Annotated in this window: 20 protein-coding genes; 13 read left to right on the top strand and 7 right to left on the bottom strand. The window is 70.7% G+C overall.

The features are described 5' to 3' along the window. Positions 1-16 precede the first annotated feature (16 nt). A complete protein-coding gene (sucD, locus tag ACIRRY_RS41570) occupies positions 17-901 on the top strand; it encodes a succinate--CoA ligase subunit alpha (protein ID WP_019055633.1) in 885 nt (294 codons plus the stop codon). 211 nt (positions 902-1,112) lie between these two features. On the opposite strand, the gene ACIRRY_RS41575 is transcribed toward sucD, so the two are convergent. Beyond that, entirely contained in the window at positions 1,113-2,261 is a 1,149-nt protein-coding gene (locus ACIRRY_RS41575) for a sigma factor-like helix-turn-helix DNA-binding protein (protein WP_403983788.1), read from the bottom strand. A gap of 96 nt (positions 2,262-2,357) precedes the next feature. Here ACIRRY_RS41575 and ACIRRY_RS41580 point away from each other — a divergent pair, with 96 nt between their 5' ends. Next, on the top strand, positions 2,358-4,187 hold the full coding sequence (locus ACIRRY_RS41580; protein WP_403983790.1) for a DUF6350 family protein: 1,830 nt from the start codon (positions 2,358-2,360) through the stop codon (positions 4,185-4,187). Positions 4,188-4,200: 13 nt separating this feature from the next. Here ACIRRY_RS41580 and ACIRRY_RS41585 read toward each other — a convergent pair whose 3' ends face one another. Then, entirely contained in the window at positions 4,201-4,971 is a 771-nt protein-coding gene (locus ACIRRY_RS41585; RefSeq protein ID WP_403983792.1) for a hypothetical protein, read from the bottom strand. Positions 4,972-5,296: 325 nt separating this feature from the next. Here ACIRRY_RS41585 and purN point away from each other — a divergent pair, with 325 nt between their 5' ends. Further along, positions 5,297-5,926, top strand: coding sequence for a phosphoribosylglycinamide formyltransferase (purN, locus tag ACIRRY_RS41590; RefSeq protein WP_403983794.1), 630 nt, complete (start codon positions 5,297-5,299; stop codon positions 5,924-5,926). Between the two features lie 5 nt (positions 5,927-5,931). After that, entirely contained in the window at positions 5,932-7,497 is a 1,566-nt protein-coding gene (gene purH, locus ACIRRY_RS41595; protein ID WP_403984071.1) for a bifunctional phosphoribosylaminoimidazolecarboxamide formyltransferase/IMP cyclohydrolase, read from the top strand. Here the strand turns inward: purH and ACIRRY_RS41600 are convergent. Together ACIRRY_RS41600 and ACIRRY_RS41605 are read right to left on the bottom strand one after the other, a co-directional pair. Further along, positions 7,469-7,921: an ATP-binding protein gene (locus tag ACIRRY_RS41600; protein WP_403983796.1), complete on the bottom strand. Its 453-nt coding sequence runs from the start codon at positions 7,919-7,921 to the stop codon at positions 7,469-7,471. The two genes, purH and ACIRRY_RS41600, sit on opposite strands and share 29 nt — an antisense overlap. After that, complete coding sequence (locus ACIRRY_RS41605) at positions 7,918-8,127, bottom strand: hypothetical protein (RefSeq protein ID WP_403983798.1); 210 nt, start codon at positions 8,125-8,127, stop codon at positions 7,918-7,920. The genes ACIRRY_RS41600 and ACIRRY_RS41605 overlap by 4 nt, the downstream gene beginning before the upstream one ends. A gap of 110 nt (positions 8,128-8,237) precedes the next feature. Here ACIRRY_RS41605 and ACIRRY_RS41610 point away from each other — a divergent pair, with 110 nt between their 5' ends. Continuing rightward, positions 8,238-9,089, top strand: a complete 852-nt coding sequence (locus tag ACIRRY_RS41610; RefSeq protein ID WP_403983799.1) for a Scr1 family TA system antitoxin-like transcriptional regulator — start codon at positions 8,238-8,240, stop codon at positions 9,087-9,089. Further along, entirely contained in the window at positions 9,070-9,258 is a 189-nt protein-coding gene (locus ACIRRY_RS41615; protein WP_403983801.1) for a DUF397 domain-containing protein, read from the top strand. The genes ACIRRY_RS41610 and ACIRRY_RS41615 overlap by 20 nt, the downstream gene beginning before the upstream one ends. Positions 9,259-9,327: 69 nt before the next feature. On the opposite strand, the gene ACIRRY_RS41620 is transcribed toward ACIRRY_RS41615, so the two are convergent. Next, the gene (locus ACIRRY_RS41620; RefSeq protein WP_403983803.1) at positions 9,328-9,936 is read right to left on the bottom strand and encodes an RDD family protein; all 609 of its coding nucleotides are present in this window, start codon (positions 9,934-9,936) and stop codon (positions 9,328-9,330) included. 229 nt (positions 9,937-10,165) lie between these two features. On the opposite strand from ACIRRY_RS41620, the gene ACIRRY_RS41625 reads away from it, so the two are divergent. The 6 genes from ACIRRY_RS41625 (at position 10,166) to ACIRRY_RS41650 (ending at position 15,795) form a co-directional block, all read left to right on the top strand. Further along, positions 10,166-11,020: a bifunctional methylenetetrahydrofolate dehydrogenase/methenyltetrahydrofolate cyclohydrolase gene (locus ACIRRY_RS41625; protein ID WP_403983805.1), complete on the top strand. Its 855-nt coding sequence runs from the start codon at positions 10,166-10,168 to the stop codon at positions 11,018-11,020. A 49-nt stretch (positions 11,021-11,069) separates the two neighbouring features. Continuing rightward, positions 11,070-11,531: a DUF3017 domain-containing protein gene (locus ACIRRY_RS41630; RefSeq protein WP_403984073.1), complete on the top strand. Its 462-nt coding sequence runs from the start codon at positions 11,070-11,072 to the stop codon at positions 11,529-11,531. 313 nt (positions 11,532-11,844) lie between these two features. Next, positions 11,845-12,348 carry a helix-turn-helix domain-containing protein gene (locus tag ACIRRY_RS41635; protein ID WP_403983807.1) on the top strand — a complete coding sequence of 168 codons (504 nt, stop codon included), beginning with the start codon at positions 11,845-11,847 and terminating at the stop codon, positions 12,346-12,348. Between the two features lie 75 nt (positions 12,349-12,423). After that, the gene (locus ACIRRY_RS41640) at positions 12,424-13,476 is read left to right on the top strand and encodes a DUF2690 domain-containing protein (protein ID WP_403983809.1); all 1,053 of its coding nucleotides are present in this window, start codon (positions 12,424-12,426) and stop codon (positions 13,474-13,476) included. Positions 13,477-13,815: 339 nt separating this feature from the next. After that, on the top strand, positions 13,816-14,805 hold the full coding sequence (locus ACIRRY_RS41645) for a malate dehydrogenase (RefSeq protein WP_403983811.1): 990 nt from the start codon (positions 13,816-13,818) through the stop codon (positions 14,803-14,805). Between the two features lie 153 nt (positions 14,806-14,958). Then, positions 14,959-15,795 (top strand): hypothetical protein, encoded by an 837-nt coding sequence (locus ACIRRY_RS41650; protein ID WP_403983813.1) that lies wholly within the window; start codon positions 14,959-14,961, stop codon positions 15,793-15,795. 4 nt (positions 15,796-15,799) lie between these two features. Here ACIRRY_RS41650 and ACIRRY_RS41655 read toward each other — a convergent pair whose 3' ends face one another. Beyond that, positions 15,800-16,489: a siderophore-interacting protein gene (locus tag ACIRRY_RS41655; protein WP_403983815.1), complete on the bottom strand. Its 690-nt coding sequence runs from the start codon at positions 16,487-16,489 to the stop codon at positions 15,800-15,802. A gap of 222 nt (positions 16,490-16,711) precedes the next feature. Further along, positions 16,712-17,650, bottom strand: a complete 939-nt coding sequence (locus ACIRRY_RS41660) for a GNAT family N-acetyltransferase (RefSeq protein WP_403983817.1) — start codon at positions 17,648-17,650, stop codon at positions 16,712-16,714. Between the two features lie 217 nt (positions 17,651-17,867). Here ACIRRY_RS41660 and ACIRRY_RS41665 point away from each other — a divergent pair, with 217 nt between their 5' ends. After that, positions 17,868-19,454 carry an aldehyde dehydrogenase family protein gene (locus ACIRRY_RS41665; RefSeq protein ID WP_403983818.1) on the top strand — a complete coding sequence of 529 codons (1,587 nt, stop codon included), beginning with the start codon at positions 17,868-17,870 and terminating at the stop codon, positions 19,452-19,454. The last annotated feature ends 90 nt before the right edge of the window (positions 19,455-19,544 follow it).

Genomic DNA, 19,544 nt, shown 5'->3' on the forward strand with positions numbered 1-19,544 from the left:
AGGGACAGACACAGCCATGGCTATCTTCCTCACCAAGGACAGCAAGGTCATCGTCCAGGGCATGACCGGCTCCACGGGCATGAAGCACACCAAGCTCATGCTGGCCGACGGCACCAACATCGTCGGTGGCGTCAACCCCCGTAAGGCCGGCACGTCCGTCGACGTCGACGGCACCGAGATCCCGGTCTTCGGCACGGTCGCCGAGGCGATCGAGAAGACGGGCGCGAACGTGTCCGTCCTCTTCGTACCGCCGGCCTTCTCCAAGGCCGCCGTCGTCGAGGCCATCGACGCCGAGATCCCGCTCGCGGTCGTCATCACCGAGGGCATCGCCGTCCACGACTCGGCCGCGTTCTACGCGTACGCGGTCGCGAAGGGCAACAAGACCCGGATCATCGGCCCGAACTGCCCCGGTCTCATCACCCCGGGTCAGTCGAACGCCGGCATCATCCCGGGCGACATCACGAAGCCGGGCCGTATCGGCCTGGTCTCGAAGTCCGGCACGCTGACGTACCAGATGATGTACGAGCTGCGTGACCTCGGCTTCTCGTCGGCCGTCGGCATCGGTGGCGACCCCGTCATCGGCACCACGCACATCGACGCGCTCGCCGCGTTCGAGGCCGACCCCGACACCGACCTGATCGTGATGATCGGTGAGATCGGTGGCGACGCGGAGGAGCGCGCGGCGGACTTCATCGCGAAGAACGTCACGAAGCCGGTCGTCGGTTACGTCGCCGGCTTCACCGCGCCCGAGGGCAAGACGATGGGCCACGCCGGCGCCATCGTCTCCGGCTCCTCCGGCACGGCTGCCGCCAAGAAGGAGGCCCTTGAGGCCGCCGGCGTCAAGGTCGGCAAGACGCCGACCGAGACGGCGAAGCTGGCCCGCGAGATCCTGGCCGGCTGAGTTTCTCAGCTGAACGTCGATGGGCCTGTTCCCTGTGTGGGGGCGGGCCCATCGCGCGTTCTGGGGTGCCGGGTCGGGTTGTTCGGCGGCCGCGGGCGCGTCGTGGCTGGTCGCGCAGTTCCCCGCGCCCCTAGAAGACACCGGTCGCCCTGCGTTTTTAAGGGGCGCGGGGAACTGCGCGACCAGCCCCCACCGGGCTGCGGCCGACGATCTACCGACTCAACGGTGCCAGCCTCTCCGGACCGCTCGTCATCCCGGTCCGCAGACGGTCCCGTAGCTGCACCTCCGCCTCCGACAACGCGCCCTGGGCCAGCCGAGGCGGCACCCCCTCCACCCGTTCCCCCAACGGCACGGGCGGCTCGTAATGCGTGGGCGCAACCCGCACGGTGAACGTCGTCGCCCCGATGATCGCGACCGTGAACGCGATCGCCGCCCGCGTCCAGAACACCGTCCGGCGTTCACCCACGAAACGAACCACAGGCGGCTTGGCCGCGTGCAGCCGCCCCGTGGAGGCGACTTCGGTCATCCGCCGCCGCAACTCCGTGGGGTCGGACAACTCGGGAAGCTGCGCGGCAAGCGCCTCGCGCGCGTGCAGCAGCCGGTTCGCCGCCGCAGGCGTACTCGCCTCCGTCTCCGCCGCGGTCTCCGCCAGGCCGAGCCCCACACCGTCGTAGAGGAGGAGGGTGCGGCGGTACGACGGGGGGAGTTTCAGGAGGGCGGTCAGCAGGGCGCGGTCGGCGGGGGCCGGGGGCGGGGGTTCCGGATGGCGGTATCTGGGGCGGAACCGGTGCCAGGGGGAGAGGGCGTACTCGTACGCCACCGAGCGCACCCAGCCGGCCGGGTCGCGGTCGACCGCCACCTCGGGCCAGCGCTGCCAGGCGATCTGGAAGGCCCGCTCGACGGACTCCCGCGCCAGTTCACGCCGTCCGGACAGCAGATAGGTCTGCCGTACGAGGGCGGGTGCGCAGAACGCGTAGAGCGCGTCGAAGGCCTGAGCGGGCGTCAGGGGAGCGGGCGGTGGCTGTACCGGCGGGGGCTCCGGCAGTGGCACCGCCAACTTCGCGATCTCCGCCGTCTCTTCCACGGTTTGCTCCACGGTTTGCTCCACGGCTTCCTCCACGGTTTGCTCCGTGGGGGTGTCTTCTTCCGGCTGAACGTTTTCACTCAGGCTGGTGAGCAATTTCGCGTACGCCTCCCGTTTCCGGCCGCGTGGTGTGGTGCGGCCGGTCTCCCACGAGCGCACCGTCTCGCGGCTGACGCCCACCTCTGTCGCGACCTGAGCCTGTGTCAGCGAGCCTGCCTCGCGCAGGCGTCGGCGTTCCTTGGGCGGAGGGAGCGGGGTTGCAGGGGTCTGCGTCACCGGACGCCCTTTCGTACGAAAAAGTACATAAATGTATATTGAGCGACACTTCGGAGGTTCGCCTGTTACGACGAGAAAGCGCGTGTCGTTGGGAGCATGGCGGGCGTGATGCCGATGACCCACCGCCGACCGTCGTTGTCGCCCCTCCTCACCCGGATGCGCGACCGATCCCCCGGACTGGCCGCCAGCCTCTTGGGTGGCGCGGTCGCGGCGGGGCTCGGGCTCGGCTCGTTCGCGGTGCTCGTGATGATGCTGTGGATCAGCTCGCCCTACCCGGACAGCGGACCCGGCGGCGCCCTGCACATCGCCGCCGCCCTGTGGCTCCTCGCGCACGGCGTCGAACTGGTCCGCGCCGACACCCTCTCCGGAGTCCCGGCCCCCGTGGGCGTCACCCCGCTTCTCCTCCTCGCCGTGCCGCTGTGGCTGCTGCACCGGGCGGCACGGCACGCGGTGCTGGGCGGTGCGGCCGACGACGCCGACATCCCGCCCGTCCCGGGCCGTACGGCCTGGACCGGCGTCGCCCTCGGCTACCTCGCCGTGGGCACGGCCGCCGCCCTCTACGCGTCCGGCGGCGAACTCTCCCCCTCCTGGAGCTGGACCGCGGTCTGCCTCCCGCTGCTCGCCGCGGGCGCGGCCGGGTCGGGCGTGTGGACGGCGTACGGCCGCCCGCGCGAACCCGTGCTGAGCGTGCTGGTCCTGTTGCCGGCCGGGCTGCGACGGCTCGTCCTGGGTCCGGAGGCGCGCGAGTCCCGGGCCCGCATCGGCACCGCCGTACGCGCCGCGGGTCTCGCCGCGGCGGTGCTCGTCGGGGGCGGTGCGCTGCTGCTCGGGGCGTCCCTGGTCTGGCACGGCGGAGCGGCCCGGATGTCCTTCCTCCAGCTGACGGAGGGTCTGTCGGGCCGGTTCGCCGTCCTGTTGCTCTGCCTCGCGCTGATCCCGAACGCGGCGGTGTGGTCGGCGGCGTACGGCCTCGGCCCCGGCTTCGCCCTCGGAGCGCACCACACGGTCGCCCCGCTCTCCTCGGCCCCGGCCCCGCTCCTCCCGCCCTTCCCGCTCCTCGCGGCGGTCCCGGACGCGGGTACCGGGACCCCGCTGAACTGGCTCGCCGTGCTGGTGCCGGTGACGGCCGGGGTGACGGCGGGGTGGTTCGTGGCACGGGTCGCGGTGGGTCAACAGGGCGACGGTGGGGGCGAGTTGACGGAGGAACGGAAGCGGAAGGCGGTCGGCGCCGGGCTCCGTCAACAGTCGACGTCGGCGCCCTGGGCGCAAGGTCGTACCGCCGCCACCGCGTTGCTCGCCGCCGCCCTGTGCGCCGTAGCGCTGGCTCTGTTCGCCGAGTTGTCCGGCGGGCCGCTCGGGGGTGCCGCGCTGGCGCGGTTCGGGCCGGTGTGGTGGCAGACCGGGGCAGCGGCGCTCGGGTGGATCGCGGCGGTCGCGGTACCCACGGCGGTGGGACTGCGGGCGTGGCGGCTGCGGGAACGGCGGGTGCCGACGACGACGATCGGGACTACGACGATCGGGACTACGGCGATCGGGAAGCAGCGGCCGGCCGAGGCGGAGACGCCTGCCGCCGCTGAGGGGCCTTGGTTCCGGAGGCCGTTCACGGTCGGCCGGGGTTGGTTCACCCGCAAGCCGAAGGCGGAGCAGCCGGTATTTGCGCCTGCACCTCTACCGGGACCTCTACCGGGACTTGGACTTGGACCTGCACCTGTTCCCGTACCGGTCCAGGCCCCCGTCGACCAGCCGTACACCGCCTACGACCACGACCCGACGTTCGACCCGCCCTCACTCACCCCCTGGTACGACGACGCCTCCCGCGAGGCCCGCTGGGCGGCCTTGAGGGAGGCGTCCACTCCGCCGGAACAACCGGAACAACCAGAACAGCCGGAGCATCTTGAACAATCGGGCGAGCCCGAGTCGAACTGACCGACGGCGTGCGTCAGTTGGCGGTGCCGAGAATGCCCCGCAGATCCTTCGGCAGCAGCTGGTTGCAGGACTGCTTGGCCTCGTTGGTGAGGGCGTCGTTCGTGCAGGTGTAGAAGTCGCTGTAGGCGAGCTGCGCGACGAACATCGCGGCGACCAGGGCGATGGCCAGGGACGCGGTGACCAGGCCGCTCACCGCTGCCGTCGTCTGGGGGCGGGCCTGGGTCTCGGGCACGGCCGGGGTGTCCGGGTCGCCGGGGCGGGGCTTGGCGCGCAGGGCGCTGCCGCCCCAGTAGAGGGCCAGCGCACCCAGCAGCAGGGCCACGTACGGCCAGCTGAAGAGGGCGAAGAAGAAGGCCCACATGCCGCTCAGCAGGGCGTAACGGGCGCGGCGCTGGGCCGGGTCCGTCGGGTCCCAGCGCACGCCGCCCTGGCCGGGGCCGCCGTTCGGACCCTCGGGCCCGCCCTGTCCACCAGGACCGCCCGTTCCACTGGGCCGGTCACCGAAGCCGCCCTGTGAACGCCCGGGCTGCTGATCGCTCCACTGGCTGCCCCACGGCGAACTACCGTCACCGTCCTGCGGGGCGTCGCCGCCCTCGCGACCCTCGGGGCGCCGCGGCTGCCAAGGCCGGTCCGGGGTGCCCTCGGGCGGCGGCGCGAACGGGTTGTCGTCCTGCCCCGAGCCGCTCTTCCCGTCCGAGGGTGCGTCGGGCGCCGACGAGGGCCGCTCCCGGAGCAGCACCGACTGCGGCGGGAACGTGAGAAGTCGCAGACTGCGGTCCGGCATCAAATGAGCGTCTTCCCCTTGGTGGATGTTCTTGGCGGATGTGCTGGGTGGATACGTCTCTCCGAACATGAGCTGTACTTCGTGAACGCCTCGCACGACAACGGCGTTCCCGAACCCGCTCTCCCCAGACGCTACCTTCCGGCCACGCCCCCGTCCCGTGGGGGCTGTCCGGTGTGCCGGTATCGTTGCTGACGGTCGGCCGCTTCGTAGACTTCCCCGTATCCCGGGGCGCGAAGCATTCGTATGAACGCACGAGCGGGCGTACGAGTGGACGCACGAGTCGGCCGTAGAACGAGAAGTCGCTCCCCCGAGAAAGGGCCCCGCCGTGGCCGCCAAACCCGTGGCCAAGCGCCTCGTCGTGCTGGTCTCCGGATCCGGTACGAATCTGCAGGCGCTCCTCGACGCCGTCGAGAGTGCCGGTACCGAGGCGTACGGAGCCCAGATCGTGGCCGTGGGCGCGGACCGGGCGGGCATCGAGGGGCTCGCCCGTGCCGAGCGCGCGGGACTGCCCACCTTCGTGTGCAGGGTGAAGGACTTCGGGACCCGCGAGGAGTGGGACACGGCCCTCACCGAGGCGACCGCCGCGTACGAGCCCGACCTGATCGTGTCCGCCGGGTTCATGAAGATCGTGGGCAAGGAGTTCCTGGCCCGCTTCGGCGGCCGGGTCGTGAACACGCATCCCGCCCTGCTGCCCAGTTTTCCGGGAGCCCACGGCGTACGCGACGCGCTCGCGTACGGCGCCCGGGTCACCGGCTGCACCGTCCACTTCGTCGACGACGGCGTCGACACCGGGCCGATCATCGCCCAGGGCGTGGTCGAGATCCGGGACGAGGACGACGAGAGCGCTCTGCACGAGCGCATCAAGGAAGTCGAGCGCACGCTGCTCGTCGATGTCGTGGGGCGGCTCGCCCGCAACGGCTATTGCATTGAGGGACGAAAGGTAGTTATCCAGTGACTCCAGTGACCGCCGAGAGCAACAAGCGAGTCATCCGTCGCGCGCTGGTCAGTGTCTACGACAAGACCGGTCTGGAGGAGCTGGCGCGCGGCCTGCACGAGGCGGGCGTGGAGCTCGTCTCCACGGGTTCCACCGCCGCCCGTATCGCCGCGGCCGGTGTCCCCGTCACCAAGGTCGAGGAGCTGACCGGCTTCCCCGAGTGCCTGGACGGCCGGGTCAAGACCCTGCACCCCAAGGTGCACGCCGGCATCCTCGCCGACCTGCGCCTGGAGAGCCACCGTCAGCAGCTCGACGAGCTGGGCGTGGCCCCCTTCGACCTCGTGGTCGTCAACCTCTACCCGTTCCGGGAGACCGTCGCCTCGGGCGCGTCCCCGGACGAGTGCGTCGAGCAGATCGACATCGGCGGCCCGTCGATGGTCCGTGCCGCCGCCAAGAACCACCCCTCGGTCGCGGTCGTCACCAGCCCGGCCCGCTACGCCGACGTCCTGAACGCCGTACAGACCGGCGGTTTCGACCTCAGCACCCGTAAGCGGCTGGCCGCGGAGGCCTTCCAGCACACGGCGTCGTACGACGTGGCGGTGGCGAGCTGGTTCGCGTCGTCCTACGCGCCCGTGGACGAGTCGCAGTTCCCGGACTTCCTGGGCGCGACCTGGGAGCGCGAGAACACCCTGCGCTACGGCGAGAACCCGCACCAACCGGCCGCGCTCTACGTCGACGGCACGGGCGGCGGCCTGGCGCAGGCCGAGCAGTTGCACGGCAAGGAGATGTCGTACAACAACTACACGGACACGGACGCCGCGCGCCGGGCCGCGTACGACTACGACGAGCCCTGTGTCGCGATCATCAAGCACGCCAACCCGTGCGGTATCGCGATCGGTTCGGATGTCGCCGAGGCGCACCGCAAGGCGCACGCGTGCGACCCGCTGTCGGCGTTCGGCGGGGTGATCGCGGTCAACCGGCCGGTGTCGAAGGAGCTGGCCGAGCAGGTCGCGGAGATCTTCACCGAGGTCATCGTCGCGCCCGGCTACGAGGACGGCGCGCTGGAGATCCTCGCCAAGAAGAAGAACATCCGGGTGCTGAAGGCTTCGGGCGGTCCGTCGAACGCGGTCGAGGTCAAGCCGATCGACGGGGGCGTGCTGCTCCAGGTCACCGACCGGCTCCAGGCCGACGGCGACAACCCCGACAACTGGACGCTGGCGACGGGCGAGGCGCTCTCCGAGTCCGACCTGGCCGAGCTCGCCTTCGCGTGGAAGGCCTGCCGCGCGGTGAAGTCCAACGCGATCCTGCTGGCCAAGGACGGTGCCTCGGTCGGCGTCGGTATGGGCCAGGTCAACCGGGTCGACTCCGCGAAACTGGCCGTGGAGCGGGCGGGGGAGGAGCGGGCGCGGGGTTCGTTCGCGGCCTCGGACGCGTTCTTCCCGTTCCCGGACGGGCTGGAGGTGCTGACCGACGCGGGCGTCAAGGCCGTGGTCCAGCCCGGGGGTTCGCTCCGCGACGAGCTGAGCATCGAGGCGGCGAAGAAGGCGGGCGTCACGATGTACTTCACGGGGACGCGGCACTTCTTCCACTGAGATCAGCCTGATCTTCCGTAATCGCGGCGGGAGTTGAAACAGGGGCCGGGGCAGGCTCGGGCGGTGGTGGCAGTTCGCACCACACCGTCTTGCCCTCCGGCCCCTGTTCCACGCCCCAGCGCGTCGCGACCGCGTCGAGCAGCAGCAGGCCGCGGCCGTTCTCGTCCTCCGGCCCGGCCGCGCGCACGACGAGCCAGGCGTACGGTTCCGGGTCCGTGACGGCGATTCGGGTACGGCCGCCTTCGCAGCTCACCCTCAGGGTCACCGGGGTGCCCTCGCCGAGGTGCCGGATCACGTTGGTCAGCAACTCGCTGACACAGAGCTGGACTTCGGGACACGGGACGCCGAGGTGTTCCCGTACGGCACGGCGGGCCTCCGGCACGGTCTTGGGGACGGCGAGGAGTTCCAGGGCGAGCGCAGTCACCGGCCGGCCGCCTTGCGGAGGGCGGCGGTGAGGGCGCGGGCGGTGTCGAGGTTGCAGTTCCCGAGTTCGACGAGCGGGGGGCCGTAACTCTGGACGACCGAGGGGAGGTCGAGCCCGAGGGAGGGAAGGGTGATGCCGTTCGCTTTCAACGCGGCCTGGAGTTCGGTGACTTCGCTGTTGGCCTCGTGGGTGTAGGGGCTGATCATGTGCAGTACGCCTCTCTCTGTGACGAATTGCTCACAGAGTGGCGTGGAATCTCGTACCGTGACAGAGGTTTGGGTTGCACCCGGGAACTGGCAAAAGGCGGTGGTGAGTTGTGCCCCCACGCAAGGACACCGACGCGTCGGCGAATGTGCCTTCCTTCTACGGAGCGGAGTTGCGCTTCAAGAGGGAGGCGGCGGGCCTCACGCTCGAACAGCTGGCGGAGGGAAGCTTTCGTGGCGTCCCGTTTCTGAGCCTGATCGAGCGGGGTGAGCGGAGAATGCCGTTGGATCTCGCCCAGCACGTCGACAAGCGGCTCGGCACGGACGGCTTTTTCGAGCGGCGTTGTGAAGACGCGCGGAAGGCGAAGCAGTCGGGGCACGCGGAGTATTTCGCGGATGTCGCCGAGATGGAGAAGTTCGCGGAGTCGATCGAGGAGTGGGCGCCGTCGCTCATTCCCGGACTGCTGCAAACAGAGAGCTACGCCAAGGCAGTTGTCCACACCTCGCTGCCTTGGCTGCCGCCGGAAACCGTTGAGAAGCAGGTCGCGGCTTGCTTGGACCGCGCGAAGCTCTGGGAGCAGGACGAGCGTCCGTCGTTCTGGGTGGTGCTGCACGAGTCGCTGATCCGCAAACCGCTGCTGCCGCCTGAGGAGATGGCGGTCCAGCTGGAGCACATCGGGCAGGTGATCAGCCGTAATCAGGGCGTTTTGCAGATTCTGCCGGAAACGGCTGTGGCCCACCCGCTCATGATGGGCATGATCAAGGTGATGACGTTCCCGGACGCACCGCCCGTGATCTACACGGAAGGTCTGCACAGCGGTCAACTGATCGACTATCCAGCCCTCGTGAAGGACTACCGCAGGTCGTACGATCTGCTCAGGGCCGCAGCGCTACCACCAGACGCGTCCCTGACCATGATCGAGCAAGCGGCAGAGGACTACCGAAATGGCAAGCACCGAGCATGACTTGAGCTGGCGTAAGAGCACCTACAGCAATGGTTCTGGCGGTGATTGCGTCGAGGTCCGCGACGATCTCCCCGGCATCGTCCCCGTCCGGGACTCCAAGGCCCCGCAGGGACCCGCTCTCCTCATTCCCGCCCCCGCCTGGACCTCCTTCATCGACGCGCTCAAGTAGGGGAACGACCCGGGGCCGTGTCACCACGAAGTGGGTGACACGGCCCCGGTGCCGAAGTCCGGCGGTGACTTACTGCGTGCGGATCACGATCGAACCGCAGATCTTGTCCGCGAACGTCTGACGCTTCGCGTCCCATGCCGGCCACAGCCAGCCCAGGTAGCACGCGATGGAGTCGACGAAGTGGGCGAGGCGGCGGAGGAACGCCATGCCTATGCCGAGCGGCTGGCCGGTGTTCTCGCGCACCAGACGGATGCCGAGGGCCTTCTTGCCGACGGTCTGACCGGTCTTGCCCTCCTGGATCAGCTGCCAGATGGCGAGGCCAAGGATGAGGACGAAGCCGACGGCCGTCAGCGCTCCGTTGCCACGACCCACGATGATCAGGATGTACGGCACCAGGAAGACGAGCCCGTCGACCAGCGTGCCGAGGAAGCGCTGACCCCAGTTCGCGTACGGCGGGGTCGCGCCGTAACCCTGCTGCGGGTAGCCGGGGTACCCCGGCTGCTGCGGATAGCCGTAGCCCTGCTGCGGCGGCACACCCTGGGGGGCGCCCTGCGGGTAGCCGTATCCCGGCTGACCCTGCGGCTGACCGTAGCCCGGCTGGCCCTGCGGCTGGCCATAACCCGGCTGGGGGTTCTGCGGCGGCTGTTGCCCGTAGGGGTTGTTCGGGTCGTAACTCATGACGGGATTTCCTCCGTTGGCACTGCGGGGACGACGCGGGTTGCGCGGAGGTACATCACGAGATGAGCGGTTTGCCCCCCAACACCTACCGCGGTGGTGCGCCGTTCATCGTTCTCTTCGGGGCGACTTTTTGTCCAGTTGCATTCCGTAGGCGTTGTGTAAGTGCAACATCCTGATCATTCGGTACCCGGATTGGAACCATGACAGCGTCATCCGCGAGGATGGGCCCATGACAGCCCAGATTCTCGATGGCAAGGCCACCGCAGCCGCGATCAAGTCCGATCTGACCGCCCGCGTGGCGGCGCTGAAGGAGAAGGGCGTCACGCCCGGCCTCGGCACGGTCCTGGTCGGGGACGACCCCGGCAGCCAGAAGTACGTCGCCGGCAAGCACCGGGACTGCGCCCAGGTGGGCATCGCGTCCATCCAGCGCGAACTGCCCGCCACCGCGACCCAGGAGGAGATCGAGGCCGTCGTCCGCGAGCTGAACGACGACCCCGCCTGCACCGGTTACATCGTCCAACTCCCGCTCCCCAAGGGCATCGACGAGAACCGCATCCTGGAACTGATGGACCCGGACAAGGACGCCGACGGCCTCCACCCGATGAACCTCGGCCGCCTCGTCCTCAACGAACCCGCCCCCCTGCCCTGCACCCCGAACGGCGTCCTGACCCTGCTCCGCCGCCACGGCGTGGAGATCAAGGGTGCCGAGGTCGTGGTCGTCGGACGCGGCATCACCATCGGCCGCCCGATGCCCCTCCTCCTCACCCGGCGCAGCGAGAACGCGACGGTGACCCAGTGCCACACCGGCACCCGCGACCTCTCCTCGCACCTCAAGCGCGCCGACATCATCGTCGCCGCCGCCGGTTCCGCCCACCTGATCCGCCCCGAGGACGTGAAGCCCGGCGCCGCCGTCCTCGATGTCGGTGTCTCGCGCAACGCCGACGGCAAGATCGTCGGAGACGTCCACCCGGGCGTCGCCGAGGTCGCCGGCTGGATCTCCCCGAACCCCGGCGGGGTCGGCCCGATGACCCGCGCCCAGCTCCTCGTCAACGTGGTCGAGGCGGCGGAGCGCAGTGTCGCCTGAAGACCCGGAGAGCGCGAAGAGCGCTGAGAACAAGGACCCCGGTGAGGGTGTGCACGCCGTGGACGACATCGAGGTCACGGACCCCGTCAGCGCGCCCGACGCCGACGGCAGGCCGCGCCGCGTCACCCGCCGCTTCCCCCTCTTCACCCGCGACACCGCCCGCCCCGAGGGCGGCGGCCGGGCCGCACCGGGCGACGCCCCGGCCCCGGCCCGCCAGTGGCCGATCCTCGCCGTCCTCGGCACGGTCGGCCTCGGCCTGCTCCTGACCGCCTTCGACGTCTTCCGCTACGGCACCCTCCTGATCGGCGCCGCCCTGCTGGCCGGCGCCGTCCTGCGCTGGGTCATGCCCGGCGTCGGCATGCTCGCCGTCCGCTCCCGCTTCACCGACATCGTCACCTACGGCGTGCTCGGCCTCGCGATCGTCCTGCTCGCCTTGATGGCGCAGCCGAAGCCGTGGCTGACGATCCCGTTCCTGAAGGACACGCTGCACTACACGGTCAACAGCAACTAGCGCCCCGCGCCCGGCAGTTCGCGACACACGACGGCGGCCCGTCCCCTCCCCCGAGCAAGGACGCGCCGCCGTCTGCGTTCACCATGCCGAGTTGTGAGCGCGCTGTTCAACGGCTGTCGGCCCGCTGTGGCAGGGAGGTGACCGTTTCGCTACGCGGTCCGCACTGCGTGGCGACGAGGGAACCGTTCCCCTACCGATGTCGTCATTCCGCTCGGAGCGGGCATATGGGTACGCCGGGGATGCCCGGAGGGATGTCGGGATGCCGAGGTCGGGATACCGAGGTCGGGATGCCGAGGGGTGTCGGGGAGGTGTGATGGGCGGCTGGCAGCCGCTGCCGGACGAACTTCCGGCGGAGGTACGGCACTTCGTGGAGCAGTTGCGCCTCATCAAGGACCGCACCGGCCTGAGCCTGGTGGCGCTCGGCGCGCGCACCGCGTACAGCAAGTCGTCCTGGCACCGCTATCTCAACGCCGGCCAGCCCCCGCCCCGGCAGGCCGTCGTCGCCCTGTGCCGGGTGGCCGGCGTCGACCCCGAACGCATCGGTGTGCGCTGGGAGTTGGCGGTCCAGGCCTGGCCCCGCCCGGAGACGGTCCCGGCGTCGGCCCCGGCCCCGGCGCGGGCGGAGAGCGGGGACGAGCACCGGGACGAGCACCGGGACGAGTACCGGGACGATCCGACCCTGCCCTGGTGGGACACGCCACCCGGGGAGCCGGAGCAAGGGCCCGGCGGACTGCTGCTCCGGTATGCGTTGTTGCTGCTGCTTTTCCTGCTTCTCGCGGCTGTTGTGGGAGTAGTGACCCTTGTGTTGATGTATTGACAAGTTTGCGTATATGCAACGAACTCGACCAACAACCGCGTTAGCGTGGGCAATTCAGGGCAGAGGGGGGAAGCAATGCCTCGTTGGAGGGCCTTGCCGGATGAACTCGATCCGCAGGTCAGAGAGTTCGCGAGCCAGTTGCGTAGGCTGGTGGACCGTAGCGGCCTGAGCATCGCGGCGGTGGCCGACCGCACGGGCTACAGCAAGACGTCCTGGGACCGCTATCTCAATGGCCGGCTCCTCGCGCCGAAGGGTGCGATCGTCGCCCTCGCCGAGGTCACCGGGACCAGTCCGATCCATCTGACCACGATGTGGGAACTCGCCGAACGCGCCTGGAGCCGCTCGGAGTTGCGGCACGACATGACCATGCAGGCGCTCCGGATCTCCGAGGCCCGTGACGCGCTGGGGGAGGGGCAGAGCACCTCCACGGCGCAGAGCGGCGGCAAGACGGCCCGCAAGGGGGGCGGGAGTCTCGTCGCGGCCCCGGGGATCGCGGGCCCGGCGGGAGTGTCCCCGACGGTGCCGCCCCAGCCGGCGGCGCCCGACAGTGACGTACGGGAAAGCCGGGAAGGTGCGGCTCGGCCCGCCCGGCCCGAGCCTCCCGCGCCACCCGCCGGTGCGGGCGGTGCCTGGCGGCGGGTGCTGATGTTCGGGGCCGGGGTCGTCGGGGCGCTGGTGGTGATCGGGGCGGTGTTCCTGTTCACCAACCACGGCGGCGGGGGCAAGAAGGCGAGCGCGACGCACACTTCTGCCTCGCCGTCCGTCAGTACGAACCCGGACCTGCCGGCCGGGGTGAAGTGCGTGGGAGCGGGCTGCACCGGCAAGGACGCCGAGGCGATGGGGTGCACGACGGAGGCGGGCGCGGTGACCACCGCCAGGACCGCGACCATCGGTACGACCGTCGTCGAGGTCCGCTACAGCAAGACCTGCGGCGCCGCCTGGGGCCGTATCACCGCCGGTGTCCCGGGAGACTCGGTCCAGGTGAGCGCGGGGACCGCCAAGGAGAGCGACAGCGTCACGGCGACCGGTGACGCCATCGCCTACACCCCGATGGTGGCGGTGAAGGACGCCGGCGAGGCGAAAGCCTGCGTGACGCTGGCGTCGGGACAGCGGGGGTGCACGACCTAGGGCATGCGGGGCGCGTATGTGGGGATTCGGTGAACGTGGGGAATGGCCGCCCGGGATCGGGGCAGGCGTTCCGTACCCCCACGGGAGTCCGGACCCCCGGTACCCCCACGGCGGTCGTCCGGTGTTCCTCTCCCGAGCCGGACGGCCGCCTTTTCCGTGTCTCGATCCGGGCGTTGTTGCCGCCTCTGTGGGGTGGGCCACACGGACCCGGGAGTCCGGGATCCCGGATGCGCGATAGCCTGACCGGTGGATCTCTTGACGCCAAGAGATCGATCATCTGTACGTCCCGCACCCCGGGGCAGTGTCGCCCCACCGCCAGCTGTCATAACGGAGAACGCCATGACCCGCACTCCCGTGAACGTCACCGTCACCGGCGCGGCCGGCCAGATCGGTTACGCCCTGCTCTTCCGCATCGCCTCCGGCCAGTTGCTCGGCGCGGACGTGCCGGTCAAGCTGCGTCTCCTGGAGATCACCCCGGCGCTCAAGGCCGCCGAGGGCACGGCGATGGAACTCGACGACTCCGCCTTCCCGCTGCTTCAGGGCATCGACATCACGGACGACCCGAACGTCGCCTTCGCCGGCACCAACGTCGCCCTCCTCGTCGGCGCCCGCCCCCGCACCAAGGGCATGGAGCGCGGCGACCTGCTCTCCGCCAACGGCGGCATCTTCAAGCCGCAGGGCAAGGCCATCAACGACAACGCCGCGGACGACATCAAGGTCCTCGTCGTCGGCAACCCGGCCAACACCAACGCGCTCATCGCGCAGGCCGCCGCCCCGGACGTACCGGCCGAGCGCTTCACCGCGATGACCCGCCTGGACCACAACCGCGCGCTGACCCAGCTCGCGAAGAAGACCGGCACCACGGTCGCCGACATCAAGCGCCTGACCATCTGGGGCAACCACTCCGCCACCCAGTACCCCGACATCTTCCACGCCACGGTCGCCGGCAAGAACGCCGCCGAGACCGTGAACGACGAGAAGTGGCTGGCCGAGGAGTTCATCCCGACCGTCGCCAAGCGCGGCGCCGCGATCATCGAGGCCCGCGGCGCGTCCTCCGCGGCCTCTGCCGCGAACGCCGCGATCGACCACGTCCACACCTGGGTCACCGGCACGGCGGACGGCGACTGGACCTCCATGGGCATCCCCTCGGACGGTTCCTACGGCGTCCCCGAGGGCCTCATCTCCTCCTTCCCGGTCACCACGAAGGACGGCGTCTACGAGATCGTCCAGGGCCTGGACATCAACGAGTTCTCCCGCGCGCGCATCGACGCGTCGGTGAAGGAGCTCGAGGAGGAGCGCGACGCGGTCCGCGCCCTCGGCCTCATCTGAGTCACCCCGCCGGGCCGTTCGCCACGGCTCTGTCACGGACCTGCACGGGCCCTGTTCCGGTTACGACCGGAGCGGGGCCCGTTCCCTGTTTCCGCCGCTAACTTCGGAAGACGTACGAAGGGGTACGTGGTGCGCCGATTCGGGGGTTTCGTGATGAGTGACTGGGACGGCTTCGGAGTGCGGCGCGGGCCGAGTGAGGAGCAGGGGCAGGCGGCCTGGTCGGCGTGGTCGACGGCGGAGACACAGACCTCGCTGACCCCGCCGCCGTGGCTGTCGCCGCCGACTCCCGTCCCGGCTCCGCCTTCTGCCCCGGCCCTGGCCCTGGCCCCGGCTCCGGTTCCCGTGCCCGCTCCCGACCGTCGGGCCTGGCGGGTGGTCCTCGGGGTCGTCGTCGCGGTCGTGCTGGGCGCGGGTGCCGGTGGTGGCCTCTGGTACGTCACGCACGAGCGCGCCGCCCACGACCATGTGGACGCGAGCGCCGGCGCGAGTGCCGGTGCCGGTGCGAGCGCGGGTGCCGGCGCTGGTGCGAGCGGGCCCGGGTCGTCGTACCGCACCGCCCAGGACCCCACCGGCTACACCCTCGACATCCCCCGTGGCTGGATCCGCGCCCAACGGCAGGGCGCGAAGGCCCCGGTGGTCTCCTACGACTCCCCGGACGGCACTCGGCGTCTGCAGATCTTCCGCGTCTCCGAGAGCTCCCCGGCCGAGTCCCTCGACCTGGCCGAGAACGACCCCGGCTACGGCTTCGCCCGGCAGCCCGGATACCGGGTCCTCGGCCGTGCCTCCGGTCCCACCTGGGCCGAACTCACCTACCGTTACGACGACTTGGGCAACGGTGGCCGCCGGGTGATCGACCGCCGCTTCGAGGCGGCGGACGGCTCGCTCTACGCCATCCACGTGAGCGGCCCCGAGTCCCTGCCGCCCGCCCAGGTCAGGGACCCGCTCACCCAGGCGGTGACCTCCTTCTGCCCGGCGGGAGCGAACTGCTGACCGGCTACTCCAGCCCCCGCTTCCCCGGCGCCCAGAACGGCTTCGTGAGGACGGAGCGCCGGTCCCAGCCCAACTCCCGTACGAGCACCTGCCGGACGGCCTGTACGGTGCGGGCCTCCCCGGCGACGTAGGCGACACCGTCCGGCTCGGGGGCGAGGTCCTGTACCGCGTCCGGGAGTGAAGTCCCGCCCCTGGTCAGCCAGTTGAGGCGGTCGGAGTGGGCCAGCGGCAGCCGGTCCGCGTCCGACTCCGTCTCCACGGCGCCGGAGACCCGCGCCCCCTCGGGCAGCGCGGCCAGCATCGCGCCGAAGGCGACGGAGGCCGTCTCCTCGCCGACGAAGACGTGGTGGGCGGCGTCGGGGCGGAGGGTGAAGGTGCCCTCGGGCTTGCGCAGCCGCACCTGGTCGCCGACGCCGACGCTCTTCCCCCAGCGGGCCCCGGGTCCCCCCTCGGAGTGGTCCAGCACGCACAACTCGACGGCGCCGGACGGGTCGTAGCGCCACACGGAGTACGTCCGCAGGGTCAGGCCGCCGACCAGGACGCGGACCTGCTGGCCGGGGCGGACGTCGAGGCCGGCGAGGGCGTCGCCCTCGACGCGCAGCCGACGCATGCGGGCGGTGACGGGTTCGGCCGCGGTGACGCTGGCGCGGAGGGTCACCAGGTCGAGGACGGGGTTCAGGAGGGCGGTGGGCACGGGGGCTCCTCAACTGAGTTGTGCGTGAGGGGAGTTGATATGCGGACGCGACGCGATATTACGCGTTTCCCGCCGGACGCGATAGTGCGTGTGATGGTGGGGCGAGCCCGGGTCGCCGATCCGGAGGGGGAGTTGACGTCCGAGCGGTTCGCGGGCGAGGCCGGTCACCTGGTCGGCCACTGGACCGTGCCGCCGGGTGCGGGAGTTGCTGAGGGGGGAGGGTCAGCGGGCGTCGGCCAGCCGCTTCTCGAACCAGTGGGACGCGTAGACGTGGTCGACATAGGACGGGATCTCCGCGTACCCGCACGCCCGGTACATCGCCTGCGCCTCGGTGAGCGTCGCGTGCGTGTCCAGTCGTAGGACGGTGAAGTGGTGTGCCACGGCCGCCTGTTCCAGCTCCGCGAGGATGCGGCGGGCCAGGCCCAGACGGCGGGCGTCCGGGTGGACCCAGACGTGCCGGATCTCGCCCACGCCGGGCTCCAGGGTCCGTAGCGCTCCGCACGCCACCGGCCGCCCCTCCTCGTACGCGACGAAGAACGCACCCGCGTCCCCGGTGACCTCCTGGGGCCGTACGAGATCGGTCTTGTCGAAGCCCTCCGGGAAGCGGGCGTCGATGTCCGCGGCGTAGGCGTCGAGGCAGGCGCGGGCGTCCTCGGTGGCGCCGTCGACCAGGGCGACCGTGATGCCGGCCAGCCGCAGGAGGCGTCGGGTGGTCGTCAACGCGTCGGTGAGTTCGGCGCGTTGGGGCGCGGTGAGGGTGGCGAGGAGGCCGGCGGCGAGCGCGTCGGCGCGGCGGTGCTGCTCCTCGACCTCGACGTGGCCGGCCCGGGTCAGTTCGATCAGGCGCAGACGGGTGTCGTGCGGGGGTACGGTCAGCCGGATCAGGCCCTGCGTCTCCAGGGACTTCGCCATCCGGCTCAGATAGCCCGCGTCCAGGGCGAGCCGGCCGCGCAGTTCGCGCAGCGAGACCCCGTCGCCGATCTCGAAGAGCAGCCGGGCCTCGCCGAGCGGGCGGTCCTGGCCGAGGTAGTGGTCGTCGAGGGCGCCGATGCGGCGGGTGAAATAGCGGTTGAAGCGGCGGAAGGCGGCGATGTCCTCCGACGACACCGGTCTCGGTACCGGTAGCGGTTCAGTCGTCGGTGTCGGTGCTGCTTCAGTCATCGGGTCTGTGACTGGCTCCATATTTCCTTGACCCTAGTCAAAGAAGTTGGGGGAGTCCATGGTGGTGCCGCTTTTGTGCCCCCGTTGAGTGACTCGGCCCACTTTCGGCCATGGATTGCGCATGCGTACGGACGTCCCGGGCAGGCGCACGCAGTCCCCGAGAGTGACAGTTGGGTGACGCTCGGGCGCTGAACAGGAACGGAAGGCAGTACCGATCATGGCGGACACAGCGGAACAGCAGGCGGGGAAGACCATCCACGCGGGCGGGGAATGGCTGGAAGCGGTCTCCGGCGCCACGCGCGAGATCATCGACCCCGCGGACGCGCTGCCGTTCGCCGTGGTCGCGGAGGGCGACGAGAAGGACACGGACATAGCCGTCGCCGCCGCCCGTGCCGCTTTCGACGGCGGTGTGGGCGTCGGCGGTGAGGGGGCAGGTGGTGTGGGGACTGGTGGTGTGGGGGTCCGCGGTGAGGGGGTCTGGCCGCGCACGCCCGTCACCGAGCGCGCCGCCCTCCTCCGCCGCGTCGCCGACCTCCTCGTACGCGACCGCGAGCGGCTCGGCCTGCTGGAGAGCCGGGACGCGGGCAAGACCGTCGAGGAGGGCCGCGTCGACATCGACTGTGTCGCCGACGCCTTCCGCTACTTCGCCGACCTCGTCGCCGCCGAGGCCCCCGGCCGGGTCGTCGACGCGGGCACACCCGACGTCCACAGCGTCGTCGTGCACGAGCCCGTCGGCGTCTGCGCTTTGATCACCCCCTGGAACTACCCTCTCCTCCAGGCGAGTTGGAAGATCGCGCCCGCCCTCGCGGCCGGCAACACCTTCGTGATCAAGCCCAGCGAGATCACCCCGCTGACGACGATCGCCCTCATCGACCTGCTCGTCGAGGCGGGACTGCCGAGTGGTGTGGCCAACATCGTCACGGGCCCCGGCCACACGGTCGGCGCCCGGCTCGCCGAGCACCCCGACGTCGACCTCGTCTCCTTCACCGGCGGCCTCATCAGCGGCACGAAGGTCGCCCGGGCCGCCGCCGTGACCGTGAAGAAGGTCGCCCTCGAACTCGGCGGCAAGAACCCCAACGTCGTCTTCGCCGACGCCTGCGCCACCGAGGAGGGCTTCGACACCGCCGTCGACCAGGCCCTCAACGCCGCCTTCATCCACAGCGGCCAGGTCTGCTCCGCGGGTGCCCGGCTCATCGTCGAGGAGACCGTCCGGGAACGCTTCGTCGCCGAACTCGCCCGCCGCGCCGAGCGGATCCGTCTCGGCCGCGGCACCGAGGACGGCGTCGAGTGCGGCCCGCTCGTCTCCGAACAGCAGCGCGCGAAGACCGAGTCGTACGTCGCCGGTGCCCTCGCCGAGGGCGCGGTGCTGCGCTCCGGCGGCAAGCGCCCCGAGCCCTCCGCGACCCGCCCCGGCACCGGCTACTTCTACGAGCCGACCGTCCTCGACCAGTGCCACCGCGAGATGACCGTCGTACGCGAAGAGGTCTTCGGGCCGGTCCTCACCGTCGAGACCTTCCGCACCGAGGACGAGGCGGTCGCGCTCGCCAACGACACCGAGTACGGCCTCGCGGGCGCCGTCTGGACCGCCGACGCGGGCCGCGCGCGACGCGTCGCCGGACGGCTGCGGCACGGCACCGTCTGGATCAACGACTTCCACCCCTACCTCCCGCAGGCGGAGTGGGGCGGCTTCGGAAAGAGCGGTGTGGGCCGGGAGTTGGGCCCCGCCGGACTCGCCGAGTACCGCGAGGCCAAGCACGTCTACCAGAACCTGGCGCCGAGGCCGGTGCGCTGGTTCGCGGGCTGAGCCCGGCTCCCGACTTCCGGTTCCTGGCTTCCGGCTCCCGATTTCCGGCGGCCTCGCGGGCCGAGCCCCCGCCTCGATCTTTTCCGACTG

Origin of the sequence: Streptomyces sp. NPDC101776 (assembly GCF_044766845.1) — a bacterium.
Lineage (GTDB): Bacteria > Actinomycetota > Actinomycetes > Streptomycetales > Streptomycetaceae > Streptomyces.